General features: G+C 53.6%; 13 protein-coding genes and 1 pseudogene. 12 read left to right on the forward strand and 2 right to left on the reverse strand.

Annotated features, from left to right (window positions below; genetic code table 11):
- Positions 1-296 precede the first annotated feature (296 nt).
- The 4 genes and pseudogenes from AC3ZPD_RS02385 (at position 297) to AC3ZPD_RS02400 (ending at position 6915) form a co-directional block, all read left to right on the forward strand.
- Complete coding sequence (locus tag AC3ZPD_RS02385) at positions 297-3776, forward strand: discoidin domain-containing protein (RefSeq protein WP_490982657.1); 3480 nt, start codon at positions 297-299, stop codon at positions 3774-3776.
- Between the two features lie 205 nt (positions 3777-3981).
- Positions 3982-5217: a winged helix-turn-helix domain-containing protein gene (locus tag AC3ZPD_RS02390; protein WP_490982658.1), complete on the forward strand. Its 1236-nt coding sequence runs from the start codon at positions 3982-3984 to the stop codon at positions 5215-5217.
- An 81-nt stretch (positions 5218-5298) separates the two neighbouring features.
- Positions 5299-5997: pseudogene (locus AC3ZPD_RS02395) on the forward strand (SDR family oxidoreductase).
- A 36-nt stretch (positions 5998-6033) separates the two neighbouring features.
- Entirely contained in the window at positions 6034-6915 is an 882-nt protein-coding gene (locus AC3ZPD_RS02400) for a TolB family protein (RefSeq protein ID WP_490982659.1), read from the forward strand.
- A gap of 151 nt (positions 6916-7066) precedes the next feature.
- Here AC3ZPD_RS02400 and ggt read toward each other — a convergent pair whose 3' ends face one another.
- The gene (gene ggt, locus AC3ZPD_RS02405) at positions 7067-8671 is read right to left on the reverse strand and encodes a gamma-glutamyltransferase (RefSeq protein WP_490982660.1); all 1605 of its coding nucleotides are present in this window, start codon (positions 8669-8671) and stop codon (positions 7067-7069) included.
- A gap of 261 nt (positions 8672-8932) precedes the next feature.
- Here ggt and AC3ZPD_RS02410 point away from each other — a divergent pair, with 261 nt between their 5' ends.
- From AC3ZPD_RS02410 to AC3ZPD_RS02435, 6 genes are all read left to right on the forward strand, one after another.
- Positions 8933-9676: a ThuA domain-containing protein gene (locus AC3ZPD_RS02410; RefSeq protein WP_490982661.1), complete on the forward strand. Its 744-nt coding sequence runs from the start codon at positions 8933-8935 to the stop codon at positions 9674-9676.
- Positions 9677-9860: 184 nt separating this feature from the next.
- Positions 9861-10649, forward strand: coding sequence for a hypothetical protein (locus AC3ZPD_RS02415; protein ID WP_490982662.1), 789 nt, complete (start codon positions 9861-9863; stop codon positions 10647-10649).
- Complete coding sequence (locus AC3ZPD_RS02420) at positions 10649-11107, forward strand: hypothetical protein (RefSeq protein WP_490982663.1); 459 nt, start codon at positions 10649-10651, stop codon at positions 11105-11107. The genes AC3ZPD_RS02415 and AC3ZPD_RS02420 overlap by 1 nt, the downstream gene beginning before the upstream one ends.
- Before the next feature lie 177 nt (positions 11108-11284).
- Complete coding sequence (locus AC3ZPD_RS02425; protein ID WP_490982664.1) at positions 11285-11872, forward strand: bifunctional transcriptional activator/DNA repair enzyme AdaA; 588 nt, start codon at positions 11285-11287, stop codon at positions 11870-11872.
- Positions 11869-12429 (forward strand): methylated-DNA--[protein]-cysteine S-methyltransferase, encoded by a 561-nt coding sequence (locus tag AC3ZPD_RS02430; protein WP_490982665.1) that lies wholly within the window; start codon positions 11869-11871, stop codon positions 12427-12429. Before AC3ZPD_RS02425 ends, AC3ZPD_RS02430 begins: the two co-directional genes overlap by 4 nt.
- Positions 12395-13315 (forward strand): DNA-3-methyladenine glycosylase family protein, encoded by a 921-nt coding sequence (locus AC3ZPD_RS02435; protein WP_490982666.1) that lies wholly within the window; start codon positions 12395-12397, stop codon positions 13313-13315. The genes AC3ZPD_RS02430 and AC3ZPD_RS02435 overlap by 35 nt, the downstream gene beginning before the upstream one ends.
- 128 nt (positions 13316-13443) lie before the next feature.
- Here the strand turns inward: AC3ZPD_RS02435 and AC3ZPD_RS02440 are convergent, their stop codons facing one another.
- Complete coding sequence (locus AC3ZPD_RS02440) at positions 13444-14799, reverse strand: amino acid permease (protein WP_490982667.1); 1356 nt, start codon at positions 14797-14799, stop codon at positions 13444-13446.
- Positions 14800-15106: 307 nt separating this feature from the next.
- Here AC3ZPD_RS02440 and AC3ZPD_RS02445 point away from each other — a divergent pair, with 307 nt between their 5' ends.
- Both AC3ZPD_RS02445 and AC3ZPD_RS02450 read left to right on the forward strand, forming a co-directional pair.
- Complete coding sequence (locus tag AC3ZPD_RS02445; protein WP_490982668.1) at positions 15107-16045, forward strand: aldo/keto reductase family protein; 939 nt, start codon at positions 15107-15109, stop codon at positions 16043-16045.
- Between the two features lie 25 nt (positions 16046-16070).
- Entirely contained in the window at positions 16071-16919 is an 849-nt protein-coding gene (locus tag AC3ZPD_RS02450; RefSeq protein ID WP_490982669.1) for an NAD-dependent epimerase/dehydratase family protein, read from the forward strand.
- The last annotated feature ends 100 nt before the right edge of the window (positions 16920-17019 follow it).

Raw genomic sequence — 17019 nt, forward strand, 5'->3', positions numbered from 1 at the left:
AGTTTGCGTAGAATTGCTCCTCATGGTTCGAGCGCGTCATTCTCTATAATGGGAATGTATGAAGAGGAAAGGAGGGAGCTTTATAGCCGAGGTTAGTGAGGTCGGAAGAGTTACGTATGGGTAACGAAAAGAAAAGAGGAAATCGGCTGTTCGGCAGACGAGCCTGGTCAGCAGGCCTCATTTTTTGCAAACGCTATCATTCATTTCCGAAACTCTGATTGGTAGCTCTGAAATGCACTCTTTTTAAATTAGGTTCCTTGTTCAGTTCCAAAACCTTTGCTCGGAGGAGGAATAACATGCGCACTAAATTTATTTCTTTGTCGCTCGTGATCAGCATGCTGATTTCCGGTTTCTTTTTGGATTCAGGCCCCATGTCCCTGCCGGCATCCGCGGAGGGCGGTACCAATTTGACCCTTGGAAAAACCATAACCGCCAGCGGCCAGGCAGACGTATATAGTCCAAACAACGTCAAAGACGGCAACGCGAATACTTATTGGGAAAGCACGAATAATGCTTTTCCGCAGTGGATTCAAGTGGACCTCGGCACTTCAACAAGCATCGATCAGCTTGTCTTGAAACTGCCTTCGGCCAGCGGATGGAATGCCCGCACGCAGACGATAGCCGTTCAAGGTAGCGCCGACGGTTCCAGCTTTACGACGCTGGCAGGCGCAGCGGACTATGTTTTTTCTCCGGATTCCGCAAATACGGTGACGATCCACTTTGCGGCTGCAAGCACTCGTTACGTAAAACTCAATTTTACCGCAAATACGGGATGGCCGGCTGCCCAGCTTTCGGAGCTGGAAATTTACGGTTCGTCCAACCCTGAGCCAACTCCATCGCCAACGCCAACACCAACACCTACACCTACGCCAACACCGACTCCGACCCCAACGCCGTCGGCTTCTCCAACACCCAGTCCAACTCCTACACCTACACCAAGCCCGACGCCAACTCCTGGCCCAGGCTCCAATGTAGCCGTCGGCAAAACGATAACAGCATCGTCCCATACCCAAAATTTCGTGGAAACCAACGCCAACGATAACAACGTCGGCACCTATTGGGAAGGAAGCGGCAACCCAAGCACGCTTACGCTTGATTTGGGCGCCAACCACGATATCACCTCCATTGTGCTTAAGCTGAACCCGGATCCGGTTTGGGCCGCTCGCACGCAAACGATTCAGGTGCTGGGCCACAACCAGAACACGACCACCTTCAGCAATCTTGTATCTTCCAAAACTTATACGTTTGATCCGGCTTCCGGCAATTCGGTAACCATCCCGGTAACGGCAACGGTCAAACGTCTTCAGCTTAACATCAGCGCCAATACAGGGGCTCCGGCAGGACAAATCGCCGAATTCCAGGTGTTTGGAACTCCAGCGGCGAACCCTGATTTGACCGTGACCGGTTTGACATGGTCTCCGGCTTCTCCGGTCGAGAACAATGCGCTTACGCTAAACGCCGTAGTGAAAAACAACGGCACGGCAGCGGCCGGAGCGACGAGCGTTAATTTTTACCTGAATAATGAACTGGCCGGTTCCGCCCCGGTCGGGGCGCTTGCGGCGGGAGCCAGCGCCACGGTTTCACTTAACGCCGGGGTCAAAGCGGCAGGCACCTATTCCGTAACGGCCAAAGTGGATGAAAGCAATGCGGTCATTGAACAAAACGAAGGGAACAACAGCTTCACGAACCCTTCGTCTCTGATCATAACTCCCGTATCCAGTTCCGACCTGATCGGAACGATTGCCTGGTCCCCCGTGACGCCGCAAGCCGGCAATGCCGTCAGCTTCAGCGTCAATTTGAAGAACCAGGGCACGGTAGCCACAGCAAGCGGGGCGCACGGCATCACGATCGTTTTGAAAAATGCCTCCGGCGATACGCTGCAAACGTTGAGCGGCTCCTATAACGGTGCCCTGGCAGCCGGTGCCTCCGCAAATGTCTCCATTCCGGGGACATGGACGGCAGCAGCAGGCAGCTACACCGTCACGACGACCCTGGCTGCCGACGCAAATGAAATCGACGCGAAGCAGGCCAACAACACGACGACCAACAATCTGGTCGTGTACGGTGCCCGCGGAGCCAGCATGCCTTACAGCCGGTACGACACGGATGAGGCGACACGCGGCGGCGGCGCCGCTTTAAGAACCGCGCCTACCTTTGACCAGTCCTTGACGGCTTCGGAAGCTTCCGGCCAAAGCTATATCGCTTTGCCGTCGAGCGGTTCCTTTGCCGAATGGACCGTGAAGCAGGGGCAAGGCGGGGCAGGCGTCACCATGAGGTTTACGCTGCCGGATACGACTAACGGCATGGGCCAAAACGGTTCCCTCGACGTCTACGTTAACGGAACCAAAGCCAAAACGGTATCGCTTACTTCGTATTACAGCTGGCAGTATTTCTCGGGCGACATGCCTGCCGACACGCCAAGCGGCGGCCGTCCGCTGTTCCGCTTCGACGAAGTGCATTTCAAACTGGATACGGCGCTGAAAGCCGGCGATAAAATCCGCATCCAGAAAAACAGTGGGGACAGTCTCGAATACGGGGTCGACTTCCTGGAAATCGAACCTCTTCCAGCACCGGTAGCCCGGCCGGCCAACTCGGTGTCCGTCACTGATTTCGGCGCGGTAGCGAATGACAATCAGGATGATCTGGCCGCATTTAAGGCCGCGGTGAATGCAGCCGTTTCCGGAGGGAAGGTTCTATATATTCCGGAAGGCACCTTCCATCTTTCGAGCATGTGGGAAATCGGCTCCGCGAATAACATGATCAACAACATTACCATTACGGGGGCCGGCATCTGGTACACCAATCTGCAGTTCACCAACCCTAACGCAGCGGGAGGAGGCATTTCGCTCCGGATTTCCGGCAAGCTGGATTTCAGCAATGTGTACATGAACTCCAACCTGCGTTCGCGTTACGGCCAAAACGCTATCTATAAAGGCTTTATGGACAATTTCGGCACCAATTCCGTCATCCACGACGTTTGGGTAGAGCATTTTGAATGCGGCATGTGGGTTGGCGATTACGCGCATACGCCGGCCATTTACGCAAACGGCTTGACGGTGGAAAACAGCCGCATCCGCAACAACCTGGCGGACGGCGTCAATTTTGCGCAGGGCACCAGCAACTCCACCGTGCGGAATACGAATCTCCGCAACAATGGGGATGACGCTTTGGCCGTCTGGACGAGTGACACCAACGGCGCCCCTGCCGGCGTGAACAATACCTTCTCTTACAACACGATTGAAAACAACTGGCGGGCAGGCGGCATCGCCTTCTTCGGCGGAAGCGGCCACAAAGCGGACCACAACTACATCATCGATTGTGTCGGCGGCTCCGGCATTCGCATGAATACGGTGTTCCCGGGTTATCACTTCCAGAACAATACGGGCATTTTGTTCTCCGATAATACGATCATCAATTGTGGAACCAGCAAAGACCTGTATAACGGCGAACGTGGTGCGATCGATTTGGAAGCTTCTAACGATGCCATCCGGAACGTCACGTTTACCAACATTGATATCATCAACAGCCAGCGTGACGCGATTCAGTTCGGCTACGGCGGCGGCTTCCAGAACATCGTGTTCAACAACATCACGATCAACGGAACGGGTCTGGACGGCGTGACCACCTCCCGGTTCTCCGGCCCGCACCTCGGCGCGGCCATCTTCACCTACACCGGCAACGGCGCGGCCACGTTTAATCATCTGGTAACCAGCAACGTGGCTTACCCGGGTCTATATTACATCCAGAACGGATTTGGTTTGACGATCAACAATTAAGGTTTGAGAAAGAGGGGTCCGACTTGATCGGGCCTCTTTTTTTGAACTTTTATTCTCCGCGCGCAAATGAGATACTGGTTGGAAGACAGGTTATTAAATCCGCTTCGCTGAAGGAGCAGAAGCGCTTCGGAGGCCAAACGGCCGCAATTGCCTGATAAACCGTATAAGCCAGATTCGCCATTATGTTCTGCTTGGAGGGGGCCATGTGAAACCGATTCAAACTACGAAAAAAGCGCTCAGGCGTTTTCTGCTAGAAACGCAGCTTTTGCCGATCGCGAATAAAGACGCTAATCAGCAAGAAGAACCCGCCGCTCCTCATAAAAGGGTTTTAGAGGTTCTCCGTCATTTAGAATGCATTCAAATTGACCCTGTATCCGCTGTAAAACCCAATCAGCATTTGGTGCTCGCCGCCCGCATTCCCGGCTATCAGCCGAAATTATTAAACGAGCTTCTGGGTGATAGAGCCGTGTTCGAATATTTTGCTAATGCGGCGTGCGTGATCCCGATGGAGGATTATCCGGTCTTTGAACCGGTTCGCAGACGGATTTTCAGCCAGCTGGACAGCCGGCTTGAGGAAATCCGGCCTGTTGCCGACGAAGTTTTGAGCAAGCTGGAGCAGGAAGGCCCGCTTCCGGCCAAAGCTTTTCAATCCGATCAGAAGGTACGGGGATATTGGGATAATACGGCCAAAACCAAAGCGAGTTCCCACGCGATCAACCTGTTGATGGACATGGCGGAAATTCAGATTGTCGGCCGCGAAGGCAACCAGCGCCTCTTTGATTTAACCCGCCGGAGCATTCCCGGCGAATGGCTGGGTCTTGCGGAAGCGATTACGGAGGCCGAAGCGCTTGAGGGCATGCTGCAAAAATATTTCCGGGCTTACCGGGTTTTTGAACCTTCGGATCCCCGTATGGGATGGCAGCGCCTCACGGCGAAAGACCGACGGGAAACGATAGCCGGAAGGACGGCAGAAGGCGAACTTGTTCAGCTGGAGGTGGAGGGCGTAAAAAGTCCTTATTACATCCTGGCCGCCGACCTAAACCGCCTGCTGTTTCATCAAGAGACAGGAGAGCAAGAGGAGCCGCAAGGTTTTCCCGCACCCGTCCGTTTTCTTCCGCCGCTGGATAATTTGTTATGGAGCCGGAAACGGCTGGAGGACTTGTTCGACTTCGAATACCGCTGGGAGATTTATACGCCGGCCGTCAAGCGGAAATACGGCTACTACGCTATGCCAATTCTGGCCGGCGACCGGCTGATCGGCCGGATGGATCCGCGGCTCGATACCAAAAAGCAGCATTTAACCGCCCAGCTGCTGCAGATCGATCCGGGAATCGACTATACGGGCGAACTCCGGCAAAGCGTGGAGCAGGCGCTTGAACGTTTTGCAATGGTTCATGGGGCTCTGACGCTCACGGTTCAAAACGTGCGGATCGGCGAATGAGCACCTTAAAACCAAACGAAGATTGACAGCGTTTTCGAATATTGAATATGATGAAGGTGCCGGAAAAAGGAGGCGGAACCGATGTACATACTCATTACCGGGGCAAACCGGGGATTAGGCTTCGAACTGGCGCTGGAAGCGCTGAAGAGAGGGCATAGCGTCATAGCCGGGACAAGAAATCCGATAGAGAAAGAAGGAAAGCTGCAGCCGCTCCAGCAGCAGTATCCAGACCATTTGCAGGTTGTCCGCCTGGATGTGCAGGACGAGGACACGATTGCCATAGCTTCGGCAGAGCTTTGCAGGCAGGGAGTTTCACTGGGTGCAATCATTAACAATGCTGCTATTTTGAAAGCAAGGGATACCCGGATCGAAGAGCTGGACATGAAGGACGTAGCCGAATCCTTTGACGTGAACCTGTTTGGTCCGATGAGGGTGGTGAAACATATGCTGCCGCTGTTGTCAGCTTCGGAAGCTTCCGTCATCAATATTTCTTCCGAGGCAGGCAGCTTATCCCACGCGTATCCCAACGACTAACCGTACGGGATCACCAAAACGGCGCTAAACATGTTTACGCTGCAGCTCAGCAGTTTGCTGAAAGACCGGAACGTTCAGGTTTTGAGCGTGCATCCGGGCTGGATGCGGACCGATATGGGCGGGGAACAGGCCGCTATGGATCCCGCCGACAGCGCTGCCGGCATTCTGGATTTGGCGGAGCGAAAGACGGCGTCCAAGTCGCGGTATCATTTTGTGAAATTTAACGGAGAAGAAATGCCGATTTAACAAAATTATAAGCAGCCGAAAGGAGCGTTACCCGAATTGAATAAGATTGACGAATCCAACAAACCGGAGGACCGGGGCGTCACCAGCATACTGGAGACGATCGACGTACAGACCGGAGAAAGGGTAGTGCTGGCCGAGTTCGAAGAACTGATCGAAGCACCGAACTGGACCCGGGATGGGCGTACGCTCATCTATAACAGCGGCGGATCGCTGTTTAAATTTGATTTGGAAACACGGGACAGTACCCGGATGAATTCCGGTTTTGCGAACCAATGCAACAACGATCATGTCCTGTCGCCGGATAATCGGCGCGTAGCGGTCAGCCATCACACCAAGGAGGACGGCAAGTCCAGAATTTATATTTTTCCGATGGAAGGCGGGAAGCCGGAGCTGATCACGGCGATGGCGCCGAGTTATTTGCACGGCTGGTCGCCGGACGGCAGCACGCTTGCTTACTGCGCTGAACGCGGCGGCGTATTTAATATCTATACGATCCCGGCCGAAGGCGGCGTGGAGACTCAGCTGACGCATACGCCAGGGCTCGACGACGGACCGGAGTATTCGCCGGACGGCGCCCATATCTGGTTTAATTCCACGCGGACCGGCCTGATGCAGGTTTGGCGGATGAATCCGGATGGCAGCGGGCAAACCCGGGTGATGGAGGAAGACAGCAACAACTGGTTTCCGCATGTTTCCCCCGACGGCACCAAGGTGGTTTATATCGCTTACCGCAAAGGGGACGTGGACCCGGCGGATCATCCGCCGAACAAACAGGTCCAGCTTCGGATCATGGACTATGATGGCGGGAACAGCCGCGTTTTGGCCGATCTGTTTGGAGGACAAGGGACGATCAACGTTAACTCCTGGTCCCCGGACAGCCGGAAGGTCGCTTTCGTCAGCTACCGATTGAGAGGATAACCGAAAAAAAAGCAAACGCAAAGGCCCGCAGCAGATTCGCTTGCTGCGGGCCTTTGCGTTTATTTTACGGTCAAAAGCGGGTGATTAACGTTTTGCCCTGTTCAGCGGCTATTAGAGTCCCGCTATATAACATAATCGTTTGAACCAACTGTTACCAAGCGGCTACGGTGCCGTCCGTCCGGGAATCCGTCCCGCCGCAAAGCACGCCGGTTTCGAGGTCCCGCCAGATGATTTGCCCGCGGCCGAAAGAGCCGGAATCGAGCGTAATCCGGATATCATGCCCGAGCCGGGCGAGCGCCTGCGCGGTCGCGTTGGGAAAGGTCGGTTCCACAAGAACCGTTTTCCCGCCTGTCCACTGCCATCTTGGCGCATCCAAGGCGGCCTGGGGATGAAGGCCGTAGTCGATCGTATTCATCACCACCTGCATATGGCCCTGGGGCTGCATGTATCCGCCCATGACGCCAAACGGACCGACGGCCTGGCCGTTTCTCGTCAGGAAGCCGGGAATGATCGTATGATAAGTGCGCTTGCCGGGTTCCAGGCGGTTGTCATGTCCGTCCTCAAGCGAGAAATCGCTGCCCCGGTTCTGCAGGGCGATACCGGTCCCCGGCACAACCAGTCCCGAACCGAAGCCCATGTAGTTGCTTTGGATAAAAGAAACCATGTTACCTTCTCCATCGGCCGCTGCCAGATACACCGTCCCGCTCGAATGCGGGTCGCCGGCCTCGGGCTGGAGCGCTTTGGCGCCGATCAACTCCCGCCGCCAGGCGCCGTATTCCTCGGACAGCAGGCGCTTTACGTCCGCCTTCATGTGGCGGCTGTCCGTAATATATTTCTGGCCGTCCGCGAAAGCCAGCTTCATCGCTTCGATCTGGCGGTGGAAGTTCTGCACTTCATCGGCGCCGAATTCAAATCCTTTGGCGATGTTGAGCGCCATCAGGGCCACAAGTCCCTGTCCGTTCGGAGGGATTTCCCATACGTCATATCCTCTGTAGGCCGTACTGATCGGCTGCACCCATTCCGCCTGATAGGCCGCCAGATCGCTTGCCTGCAAATAACCGCCGCACTGCTGCACAAACTCCGCAATCCGTTCCGCGAGTTCTCCTCTGTAAAAGGCTTCCGCTCCCGTTTCGCCCATCAGCCGGAGGGTTTTGGCGTGGTCCGGCGAACGCCACATTTCGCCAGGTTTGGGCGCCCGGCCTGCCGGTGCGAAGGTGTCAAACCAGGGCTCATAACACTTTTCGGTAAAAAGGCCCCGGAAACGCGCATAAGCTTTTTCCCAGAAATAAGCGACCGTTGGCGAAACGGGGAACCCGTTCTCCGCGTAGTCAATGGCCGGCTGCAGCACCTCGCTCAAGGGCAGGCTTCCAAAACGGCGGGACAATTCCGCCCAGCCGCCGGGCGTTCCGGGAACGGTGACGGGAAGAGCGCCGAAGACAGGCATTTTCTCATGTCCGGCGGCTTTTACGGCTTCGCTAGTGATGGACAGGGGTGCAGGGCCGCTGGCGTTGAGGCCGTGGAGCTTTCCCTCTTTCCAGACCAGGGCAAAGGCGTCGCCGCCGATCCCGTTCGCATTTGGCTCTACAACGGTTAAAGCCGCAGCGGTGGCCAAGGCGGCGTCAACCGCGTTCCCGCCTTTCTTCAGGATATCAAGGCCGGCCTGCGCGGCCAGAGGCTGAGAAGCCGCAACCATGCCATGGCGGGCGAAGAGAGGTCTCCGGTAGGCCGGGTGAGGATGGTGATAGGAATCGAACATGACAAATCGCCTCCCTATTTTTTCATTAAATTATGAAGCATCTTGCTCCGAACATCCAGCCCCAAAATCCATGCTCCCCAAACATAAACTGCCTCTTCCCGTTTCGCCCGCCATGCTCTATACTGGGGAAGGGCTTCCATTTAAAGCGTTTTCTATATAGGACTCAGGGAAATTTTTGCCATGATTTAGCCGTGATTTTGGCCTTTCATTTACTTACGTCTGCTTTTACAACAATGGGTTAACAACGGGGAGGAATTTACATTGGCTAGTATTAAAGTAACGATTTGGAACGAATACCGGCACGAACGGAACAATGAAAAGGTTGCGGAAATTTATCCGGACGGCATCCATAACGCGATCGGCGGTTACCTCGGACAGAACGGCACCTTGGAAATTCATACGGCTACCTTGGATGAACCGGAGCATGGGCTAACGGACGAAGTGCTGGAAAATACGGACGTGCTGATTTGGTGGGGACATATCGCGCACCAGGAGGTCCGGGACGATATTGTTCAGAAGGTCAGAAACCGGGTGCTGGACGGCATGGGACTGATCGTGCTGCATTCCGGGCATGCCTCCAAAATTTTTGAAGTGCTGCTGGGTACGCGTACCGGCCAGCTGAAATGGCGGGAAGCCGGAGAGAAGGAACGTTTGTGGGTCATCGAGCCGAATCATCCGATCGCTGCCGGTTTAGGAGAATACATTGAACTTGCGCATGAGGAAATGTACGGTGAACGGTTTGAAATTCCTGCTCCAGACGAACTGGTGTTCATTTCCTGGTTTGAAGGCGGAGAGATTTTCCGCAGCGGCTGCTGCTACCGCAGAGGCAAAGGCAAGCTGTTCTATTTCCGCCCGGGCCATGAAACGTTCCCGACCTATCACCACCCGGATGTCATTAAAGTTATTTCCAACGCCGTGCATTGGGCGGCTCCAACGCCAGGGGCGGCAGTTACTTACGGGAACGCACAGCCGCTGGAACCGCTTAAGGTCGCCGAGCCGGTGTAAATCCAAGCCCAAAATGATATATAAGTTAATCAGTACCAGCACATCGTTGTGCTGGTATTTCTTTTTTTTAGGAAGACTTTGAAAGAGGATAGGAGAGGAACTGTGCCTCTATGTGAATGACTTGACCGAATAATGGGCAGGCTATTTTCACCAAAATATGGATATATTAGGTAGGAGACAAGTGATGGAGAACTTTCGGGAAAAGTGGCGAAGCAAACGGTATAAAGCTCATGTGAGCATTTTGGGGACTACTCAGCTCCATAAGAGGAACCCTTATACAATAGCCTTATGGTCCATGGCTTTTCCAGGTTTTGGACATTTGCTGCTAAACAAGTATCTTAGAGGATACGCCTTGGTCCTGTGGGAGATGTTCATCAATCAGAAAATTCAGTTGAACAGAGCCATCATCTATACCTTTAATGGGAATTTTCAAGGCGCGCGGGACGTTTTGGATCCCAACTTTACTTTTCTGTATATCCCCGTGTATTTGTTTGCAATCTGGGACAGCTATCGCACGGCCGTTGATATGAACAAGGTTTATGTCCTTGCGGAGAGGGAAAATGCGCCGTTTAATGAATTCAGTATCGGTGCGCTGGAGGTTAATTATTTGGATAAAAGGAAGCCGTGGGTAGCTGTTGTCTGGTCCATGGGAATTCCGAGCTTAGGCCAATTATATCTCCACCGCTTGATATTGGCTGTTTTTATTTTGTTTACTACCATCGTACTGGTCTGGCAATCCCATTTAGTTTTGGCGGCGCATTATCTTGTACTAGGCGATATTTCTTCTTCTAACCGGGTGCTGAATGATCAGTGGGTTTTGTATTTTCCTTCGTTTTATTTCTTTACGGTTTACGACGCTTATACAAATACGATAGAGAACAATAAATTATTTGATGAGTCCCTCAGGACAAATTTGATCCAGAAATACCAGCCTCCGGGCAGAAAAGTGACGGTTAGGAAGAAGGTGGGCTAATGCAGGTTTTTGCTACGTTTGAATATACGACCCTGCTTGAGATCGCGGTCACCGAACTTGAAGCAAAAGGGATCAATGAAATTTATGCCGTACCCTTGGAGCTTCGAAAAAAGGAACCAAGGTTAATGGACAGTATTCATCGGGCGGATGGACTATCTTTTATAGACAAAGGGATGGTCTTTGCATTTATGTTTTCGACCGTCGGGGCAAGCAAAGGTTTTGTCTGGCCCGGCGGGCCGATCATTTGGGGGATAGTCGGCGCCATTTTCGGGTTCCTGATCGGGCTTTTGATAAACTGGATCATTTATTTGCGCAAGCGCCACAAAAACGAGTCCGAAATCCGTAAAGGGAAAAAAGCCGACGTAATCCTCATCGTAACATGCGCGGATAGTCAAGCGGGGATAGTCGAAGACATTTTATGGGACCACAAAGCCATCGGGCTGGCTGTAACCCAATAAGCCTGGAATCATTTTAATAGCAGAGAAAGAGGGACTGCCGGATAGAAGAAGCCGGCAGTTTTTTATTTATATATATAAAGCGGCGGACAAGAGACTGTCGAAATCTTGCTCTCGTAGCTGGAAAGCCTTTTTGCGGGCGGGCATACGAGTTATACTTGGCCTCAGGAGGTGTAGCGAATGGACCAGGAACTGTTTGAACGGATTTATGCCGCCGTGGCCAAGAAAGACTCCGCCTACGACGGTATTTATTATACCTGTGTAAAAACGACGAAAATTTTCTGCCGTCCCTCCTGCCGGGCAAGAACCCCGTTCCCGCAAAACGTGATGTTTGTGAGCTCGGCGGCCGAAGCGGTCAAAGCCGGCTTTCGTCCCTGCAAACGCTGCAAGCCGGAGATGCCGGGAAGCGAGAATCCGGATGGGCGGACGGCAGCCGATGTGAACATGCTTCTCCAAAGCCGGCTCGATCGTGGAATTACGTTGTCTGACTTGGCGGAAGAGCTGGCGATAAGTCCTTTTCATTTGCAGAGGCTGTACAAACGGGTCACCGGGGTGACGCCAGCCGTTCAACTGCAAAAGCTCCGATTGGCCGAAGCCCGGAAAAAGCTGGAGGAGGGGGACGGGGAGGAAAACGACATGATTTCCGCCATCGCCAAATCCGTCGGCTTCCGAAGCCACTCCCATTTTTCGGCGTGGTTCAGCCGGGCTACGGGGCTTACGCCAAGCGAATACCGCGCAGTTTATAAAGAAAGGAACAAAAATAAATGAACAAACCACCGATCTATTGGGCCCGGGTGCATCCGGATTCCCCATCGAATTCATGGACGTTTATGGCAACGGAACAAGGGATTTGCCGCATTTTGTACCCAGGCGACGATCCGGAAAATTGGTGTTTATGGCTGAACCGGGTGAAGCCGGGGGCGGAGCTTGAGGAGAACCGGGACGCGGTAGGCAGATCTGGCATTTTCGAATGGTGGGAGGATTATTTCGGAGGAAAACCGGTTGATTTCAATCCGCTTCCACTGGATCTGTTCGGTACGCCTTTTCAACTGGAGGTATGGTCCGAACTCCGTCAGATTCCTTACGGCTCTGTCTGGACTTACCGGGACCTGGCCGCTGCCATCGGCCGTCCGAACGCCGTCCGTGCGGTAGGCGCGGCCAACGGGGCCAATCCTTTGCCGGTTGTTATCCCCTGCCACCGGGTGGTCGGGTCCAATCGTACTTTGGTCGGGTATCGGGGCGGTCTGGCCGTAAAGGAAACGCTGCTGCGGCTGGAAGGAGTCGATTCTGTTGAAACTAAGGGACATGCCCGTTTCCGGTTTTGAGCTTTACATTCCAGTTCCGGATGATTTTAATTTTGGACTTTGCCTGGATTATTTGGCCCGGTCTACAGACGAATGCCTGTATGAAATCCAGGGATCTGCCGTCAGAAAGCCGTTTGCTGTTGGGGAACGTATTGTTCTGCTGGAGGTGAGCAACGCCGCCGATGAAGTCTTGAAAGTCTTCGTTCTTGCCGGCGGGCCGCTTGGGGAGGCGGAGCTTCAGACCGTAACCCGTTATGTGCGGGAATGGTTTGATCTCGACCGCAGCCTGACGCCTTTCTACGAGCTTGCGGCTGAAAATGCCGTTCTGGGTCCCGTAGCGGGCCGGTTTAATGGTTTGCGGATGATCGGGATCCCGGATTTATTCGAGGCCCTTTGCTGGGCCGTTCTGGGCCAGCAAATCACTTTGTCTTTTGCTTATGTGCTAAAAAAAAGTATTACTTATGCCTATGGGCAAAAGCTGGAGCGGAACGGCTCCGTTTACGTTTGTTTTCCGACGCCCGAACAATTATTGGAGGCAACCCTGGAGGAGTTAGGAGCGATGAAGGTATCCCGCGCGAAAAGCGCCGCCCTGCTGGAAATCGCCAGGAGGATGCAGGGAGGGGGGCTGTCCAAGGAAGGGCTGCTTGACCTGAAAGACTACGACCGGATGGGCGAAGCCTTGATGAGCATTAAAGGCGTCGGTCCCTGGACGGCCCACTATGTCCGGATGCGCTGCCTGGCAGATGCAGGCGCTTTCCCTATCGGGGACGCGGGGCTCCTGAATGCCGTCAAGGCGGCGACAGGGCTTGGCGAAAAGCCCACCGAGGCCTTCATGCGGGAGCTGTTTGCGCCGTGGAGGGGCTGGGAGGCTTACGCTACTTTCTATTTGTGGCGCACCTTATATTGACAGCCTGACAGCGCTGCGGGAAACCCGGCGCAGGCATGCAAAAAAGCCGCTATTATGCGGCTTTTATATTTCGCGTTCGCTTCCATTTGGGGCTTTGTAAGGGAGGAAGCTCTCTTTTTTATTATCGTTTAAGCTTTCCTGCCGCCAAATTTCCAAATCGAGCCGACCACAAGCACAGCCAGTACAACCAGGCAAACGCCAATGCTCAGCCGGTTCTGGGCGTCAAACAGAAACAGCAGCGCGATAACGGCCAGACAGGCAACGGCCAAATAGTTGATGTAGGGAGCTCCCCACAGCTTAAAGGTCGGCTGAACCGGATAAACCTTCCGCAGCTTTAGCTGGGCTAGGCAAAACGTCATCCAGACGAGCAGCACCACAAAACCCGGAACGGCCATTAAAACCCGGAACAGCTGATCCTGCGCGAAAAAGCCCAGCAAAGCTCCGGCGATCAAAACGGCCGAAACCAGCTTCAGCGTCTGCAGCGGAACGCCGCGTTTGGAGACCTGCGCCAGCACCGGCGGGGCTTCGCCGGCCGCCGCCATCGCATGCAGCATGCGCGATGCCCCGTAAACGCCGGAGTTTGCAGCGGACAAAACGGCCGTCACCAGAATAAAGTTCATGACATGCGCCGAGCCCCGCAGACCCGTATAATTCAATACCTGCACAAACGGGCTGCTGGTACCGCCAAGCTCATTCCAGGGAATCAGGGCGCAAATGACAAGAATAGGCAGCGTGTAGAACAAAATCACCCGCAGAATAAAGCTGCCTACGATGCGCGGCAAAATTTTTTCGGCATTTTTGGTTTCCGTCAGCGTCAGGCCGATAAGCTCAGAACCCCCGTAGGAGAACGTAACTACGAGCAAGGCGGAGAAAATGGCCGACCAGCCGTTCGGAAGAAATCCGCCGTGTGCCGTCAGGTTTTGCAGACCGGGAGCTTCCGAAGCCCCGGCTCCTTTAATGATGCCAAAGAGGACCAATGCACCAAGGATAACAAAAAGAATGATCATGGCAATTTTAATGCCCGCCAGCCAAAATTCAACTTCGCCGAAGCTGTTTACGCTCATCATATTGATCAGAATGATCAGGGCTGCGCAGGCAAGGCTAAGCACCCACAAAGGAACGGATGGAAGCCAATACTGCAGGAAACTTCCTGCCGCTATGATCTCAATGACGCAGACTGCAAGCCACATAAAGCAGTAAAGCCAGCCCAGGATAAAGGACAACCGCTCTCCAAAAGCTTCCCGCACGAAATCCTTCATATTTTTCCCCGGATAAACGGTGGCCATTTCGGTCATCGCCGCCATCACGACCAGCAGCAGAAGACCGGCTAGGACATAAGTAATTACGACACCGGGTCCGGCGAGGCCTATCGTTTCCGCACTGCCCTTAAAAATGCCGGTGCCGATGACGCCCCCCATAGCCATGAAAGTGATATGCCTCGGCTGTAATTTTTTCTGTAAATTACGCTGTTCGTTGCTGCTCATAAACGCCCTCCTGCCAAAACCTCAAACTTTTATTTAGTATTTTCCAGTATACAACCTATTTTCTAAAAACAACATGACTTTCACACGATAAGGGAGTTTATGACGCCGATCCCGCCTTTTTTCTTTCAAAATGAAGCCGCTACTCCTTATTAAACAAGTATACTCAAGTATAGTATCTATCCTGGATATAATTAAGTGAATATCTTTTCACTTCTTTAAAAGCCGGCCTGTCTTTTATAAAATGTAAGCGTAACAAACCATAGGTCTTAACATTGATACGGAGCAAAGAAACGGGGAGGAATGTAATATGAAATACCGTAAATTAGGCGGCAGCGGCCTCAAGGTCAGCGAAATCAGTTTGGGAAGCTGGCTTACATACGGAGGTTACGTCGAACGTGAAAATGCGGTGAATTCAATCAAAACCGCATATGAGCTCGGCATCAATTTTTTCGATACGGCCAATGTTTATGAAAGAGGAGCGGCGGAAGAGCTGGTCGGCAAAACCCTGAAGGCTTATCCGCGAGAATCCTATGTGCTGGCCACCAAAGCCTTCGGTAAAATGGGTGAAGGTCCCAACGACAAAGGGCTGTCCCGCAAACACATTATCGAGCAGGCAAATGCCAGCTTGAAACGGCTGGGTCATGATTACGTGGATATTTTCTACTGTCACCGCTACGATCAGGACACGCCGCTTCACGAAACGCTTCGCGCGATCGATGATCTTGTCCGCCAGGGCAAGGTGCTGTACGTCGGCGTAAGCGAATGGCAGGCGTCCCAAATGGCCGAAGCGCTGGCGCTTGCCGACCGTTATCTGCTGGATCGCATCGTCGTAAACCAGCCGATCTATAACCTGTTTAATCGATACATTGAAAAAGAAGTGATTCCGCTCGGCGAACGCTCCGGGATTGGACAAGTGGTGTTCTCGCCGCTGGCTCAGGGCCTGCTGACGGGCAAATACACCTCGTCCTCCGATATTCCGCAGGACAGCCGTGCCGCAAAGCTGGAAAACATGCGTAATGGCATCACTGAAGAGAAGATCGCTAAAGTACGCAAGCTTGAAGCGGTAGCCAAAGATGAGAGCATCAGCGTCAGCACGCTGGCCCTGGCCTGGATTTTGCGCCAGCCGAATGTGGCCAGCGCATTGATCGGAGCGAGCCGTCCGGAGCAGGTAACCGAAAACGCCAAAGCTTCGGGAATCGAATTAAGCGAAGAGACCCTTAACCGGATCGAGGAGATTTTGAAATAGTTTTTGATGGGGAGGAGGAGTAACGGTGGCAAAAGTAGTGATTACGGGCGGCAGCGGCATGCTTGGACGCTGGGTCGTCAAACATTTTGTGGAGCAGGGCTACGAGGTGCTTAACGTCGACACCCGCCGCCCGGAGGAAGAGCTTTGCCGGACGCTGACAGCCGATCTGGAAAATCTGGGCGAAACCTACAGCGTATTGGCCGGCGCGGATGCAGTCGTTCATTTGGCGGCCATTCCGGCAGCGCATATCCGGACGCCTGAGGTAACCTTTCGCAACAATGTGATGTCCACCTACAATATTCTGGAGGCAGCCGCAGGCCTGGGGATCCGGAAAGCGGTAATTGCCTCGAGCGAATCCTCTTATGGCATCGTATTTGCGGTAAATCCGTTTGCACCGCAATATGTTCCGCTCGACGAAGAGCATCCGCAGCTTCCCCAGGACAGCTACGGGCTCTCCAAAATCGTGAACGAAAAAACGGCGGAAATGTTTAACCGCCGGACCGGCATGCAGGTCGTCTCCCTGCGTCTTGGCAATGTTATCCCTCCGGAGTGGTATTCGCGTTTCCCTTCCTTTATCGATAAGCCGGAGGAACGGGATCGGATTCTTTGGAGCTATATCGATACCCGCGATGCGGCGGCGGCCTGCCGGCTGGCGATTGAAGCGGATGGATTGGGCGCGGTTGCCTTAAACATTGCGTCGGACGACTCCAGCATGAATGTCCGCAGCCGCGAGCTGATGGCCGCCCGTTATCCGGGCGTAACGGATTTCCGTGCTCCGATGGAGGGCTATGAATCGTTGTTCAGCAACGAAAAAGCCAAAAAGCTGCTGGGCTGGCAGCCGCAGTTTAAATGGCGTGAAGAGGTCAAGAAATAAAAGCGGCGGCTTCCGGAATTAGAAAGCTCCAGGTTTAAAAGCTGTAGAAGGGCTTTACTAGCCGTTCTGGAATCGAATATTTATTCATAGGAAGCCCCCA

Source organism: Paenibacillus mobilis (genome assembly GCF_058267595.1).

Bases quoted from the DNA above. Each gene is read 5' to 3' on its own strand.
- AC3ZPD_RS02440 (WP_490982667.1), bottom strand. From the start codon at position 14,799: ATGAGCAGCAACGAACAGCGTAATTTACAGAAAAAATTACAGCCGAGG.
- AC3ZPD_RS02445 (WP_490982668.1), top strand. From the start codon at position 15,107: ATGAAATACCGTAAATTAGGCGGCAGCGGCCTCAAGGTCAGCGAAATC.
- AC3ZPD_RS02415 (WP_490982662.1), top strand. From the start codon at position 9,861: ATGGAGAACTTTCGGGAAAAGTGGCGAAGCAAACGGTATAAAGCTCAT.
- AC3ZPD_RS02420 (WP_490982663.1), top strand. From the start codon at position 10,649: ATGCAGGTTTTTGCTACGTTTGAATATACGACCCTGCTTGAGATCGCG.
- AC3ZPD_RS02430 (WP_490982665.1), top strand. From the start codon at position 11,869: ATGAACAAACCACCGATCTATTGGGCCCGGGTGCATCCGGATTCCCCA.
- AC3ZPD_RS02385 (WP_490982657.1), top strand. From the start codon at position 297: ATGCGCACTAAATTTATTTCTTTGTCGCTCGTGATCAGCATGCTGATT.
- ggt (WP_490982660.1), bottom strand. From the start codon at position 8,671: ATGTTCGATTCCTATCACCATCCTCACCCGGCCTACCGGAGACCTCTC.
- AC3ZPD_RS02425 (WP_490982664.1), top strand. From the start codon at position 11,285: ATGGACCAGGAACTGTTTGAACGGATTTATGCCGCCGTGGCCAAGAAA.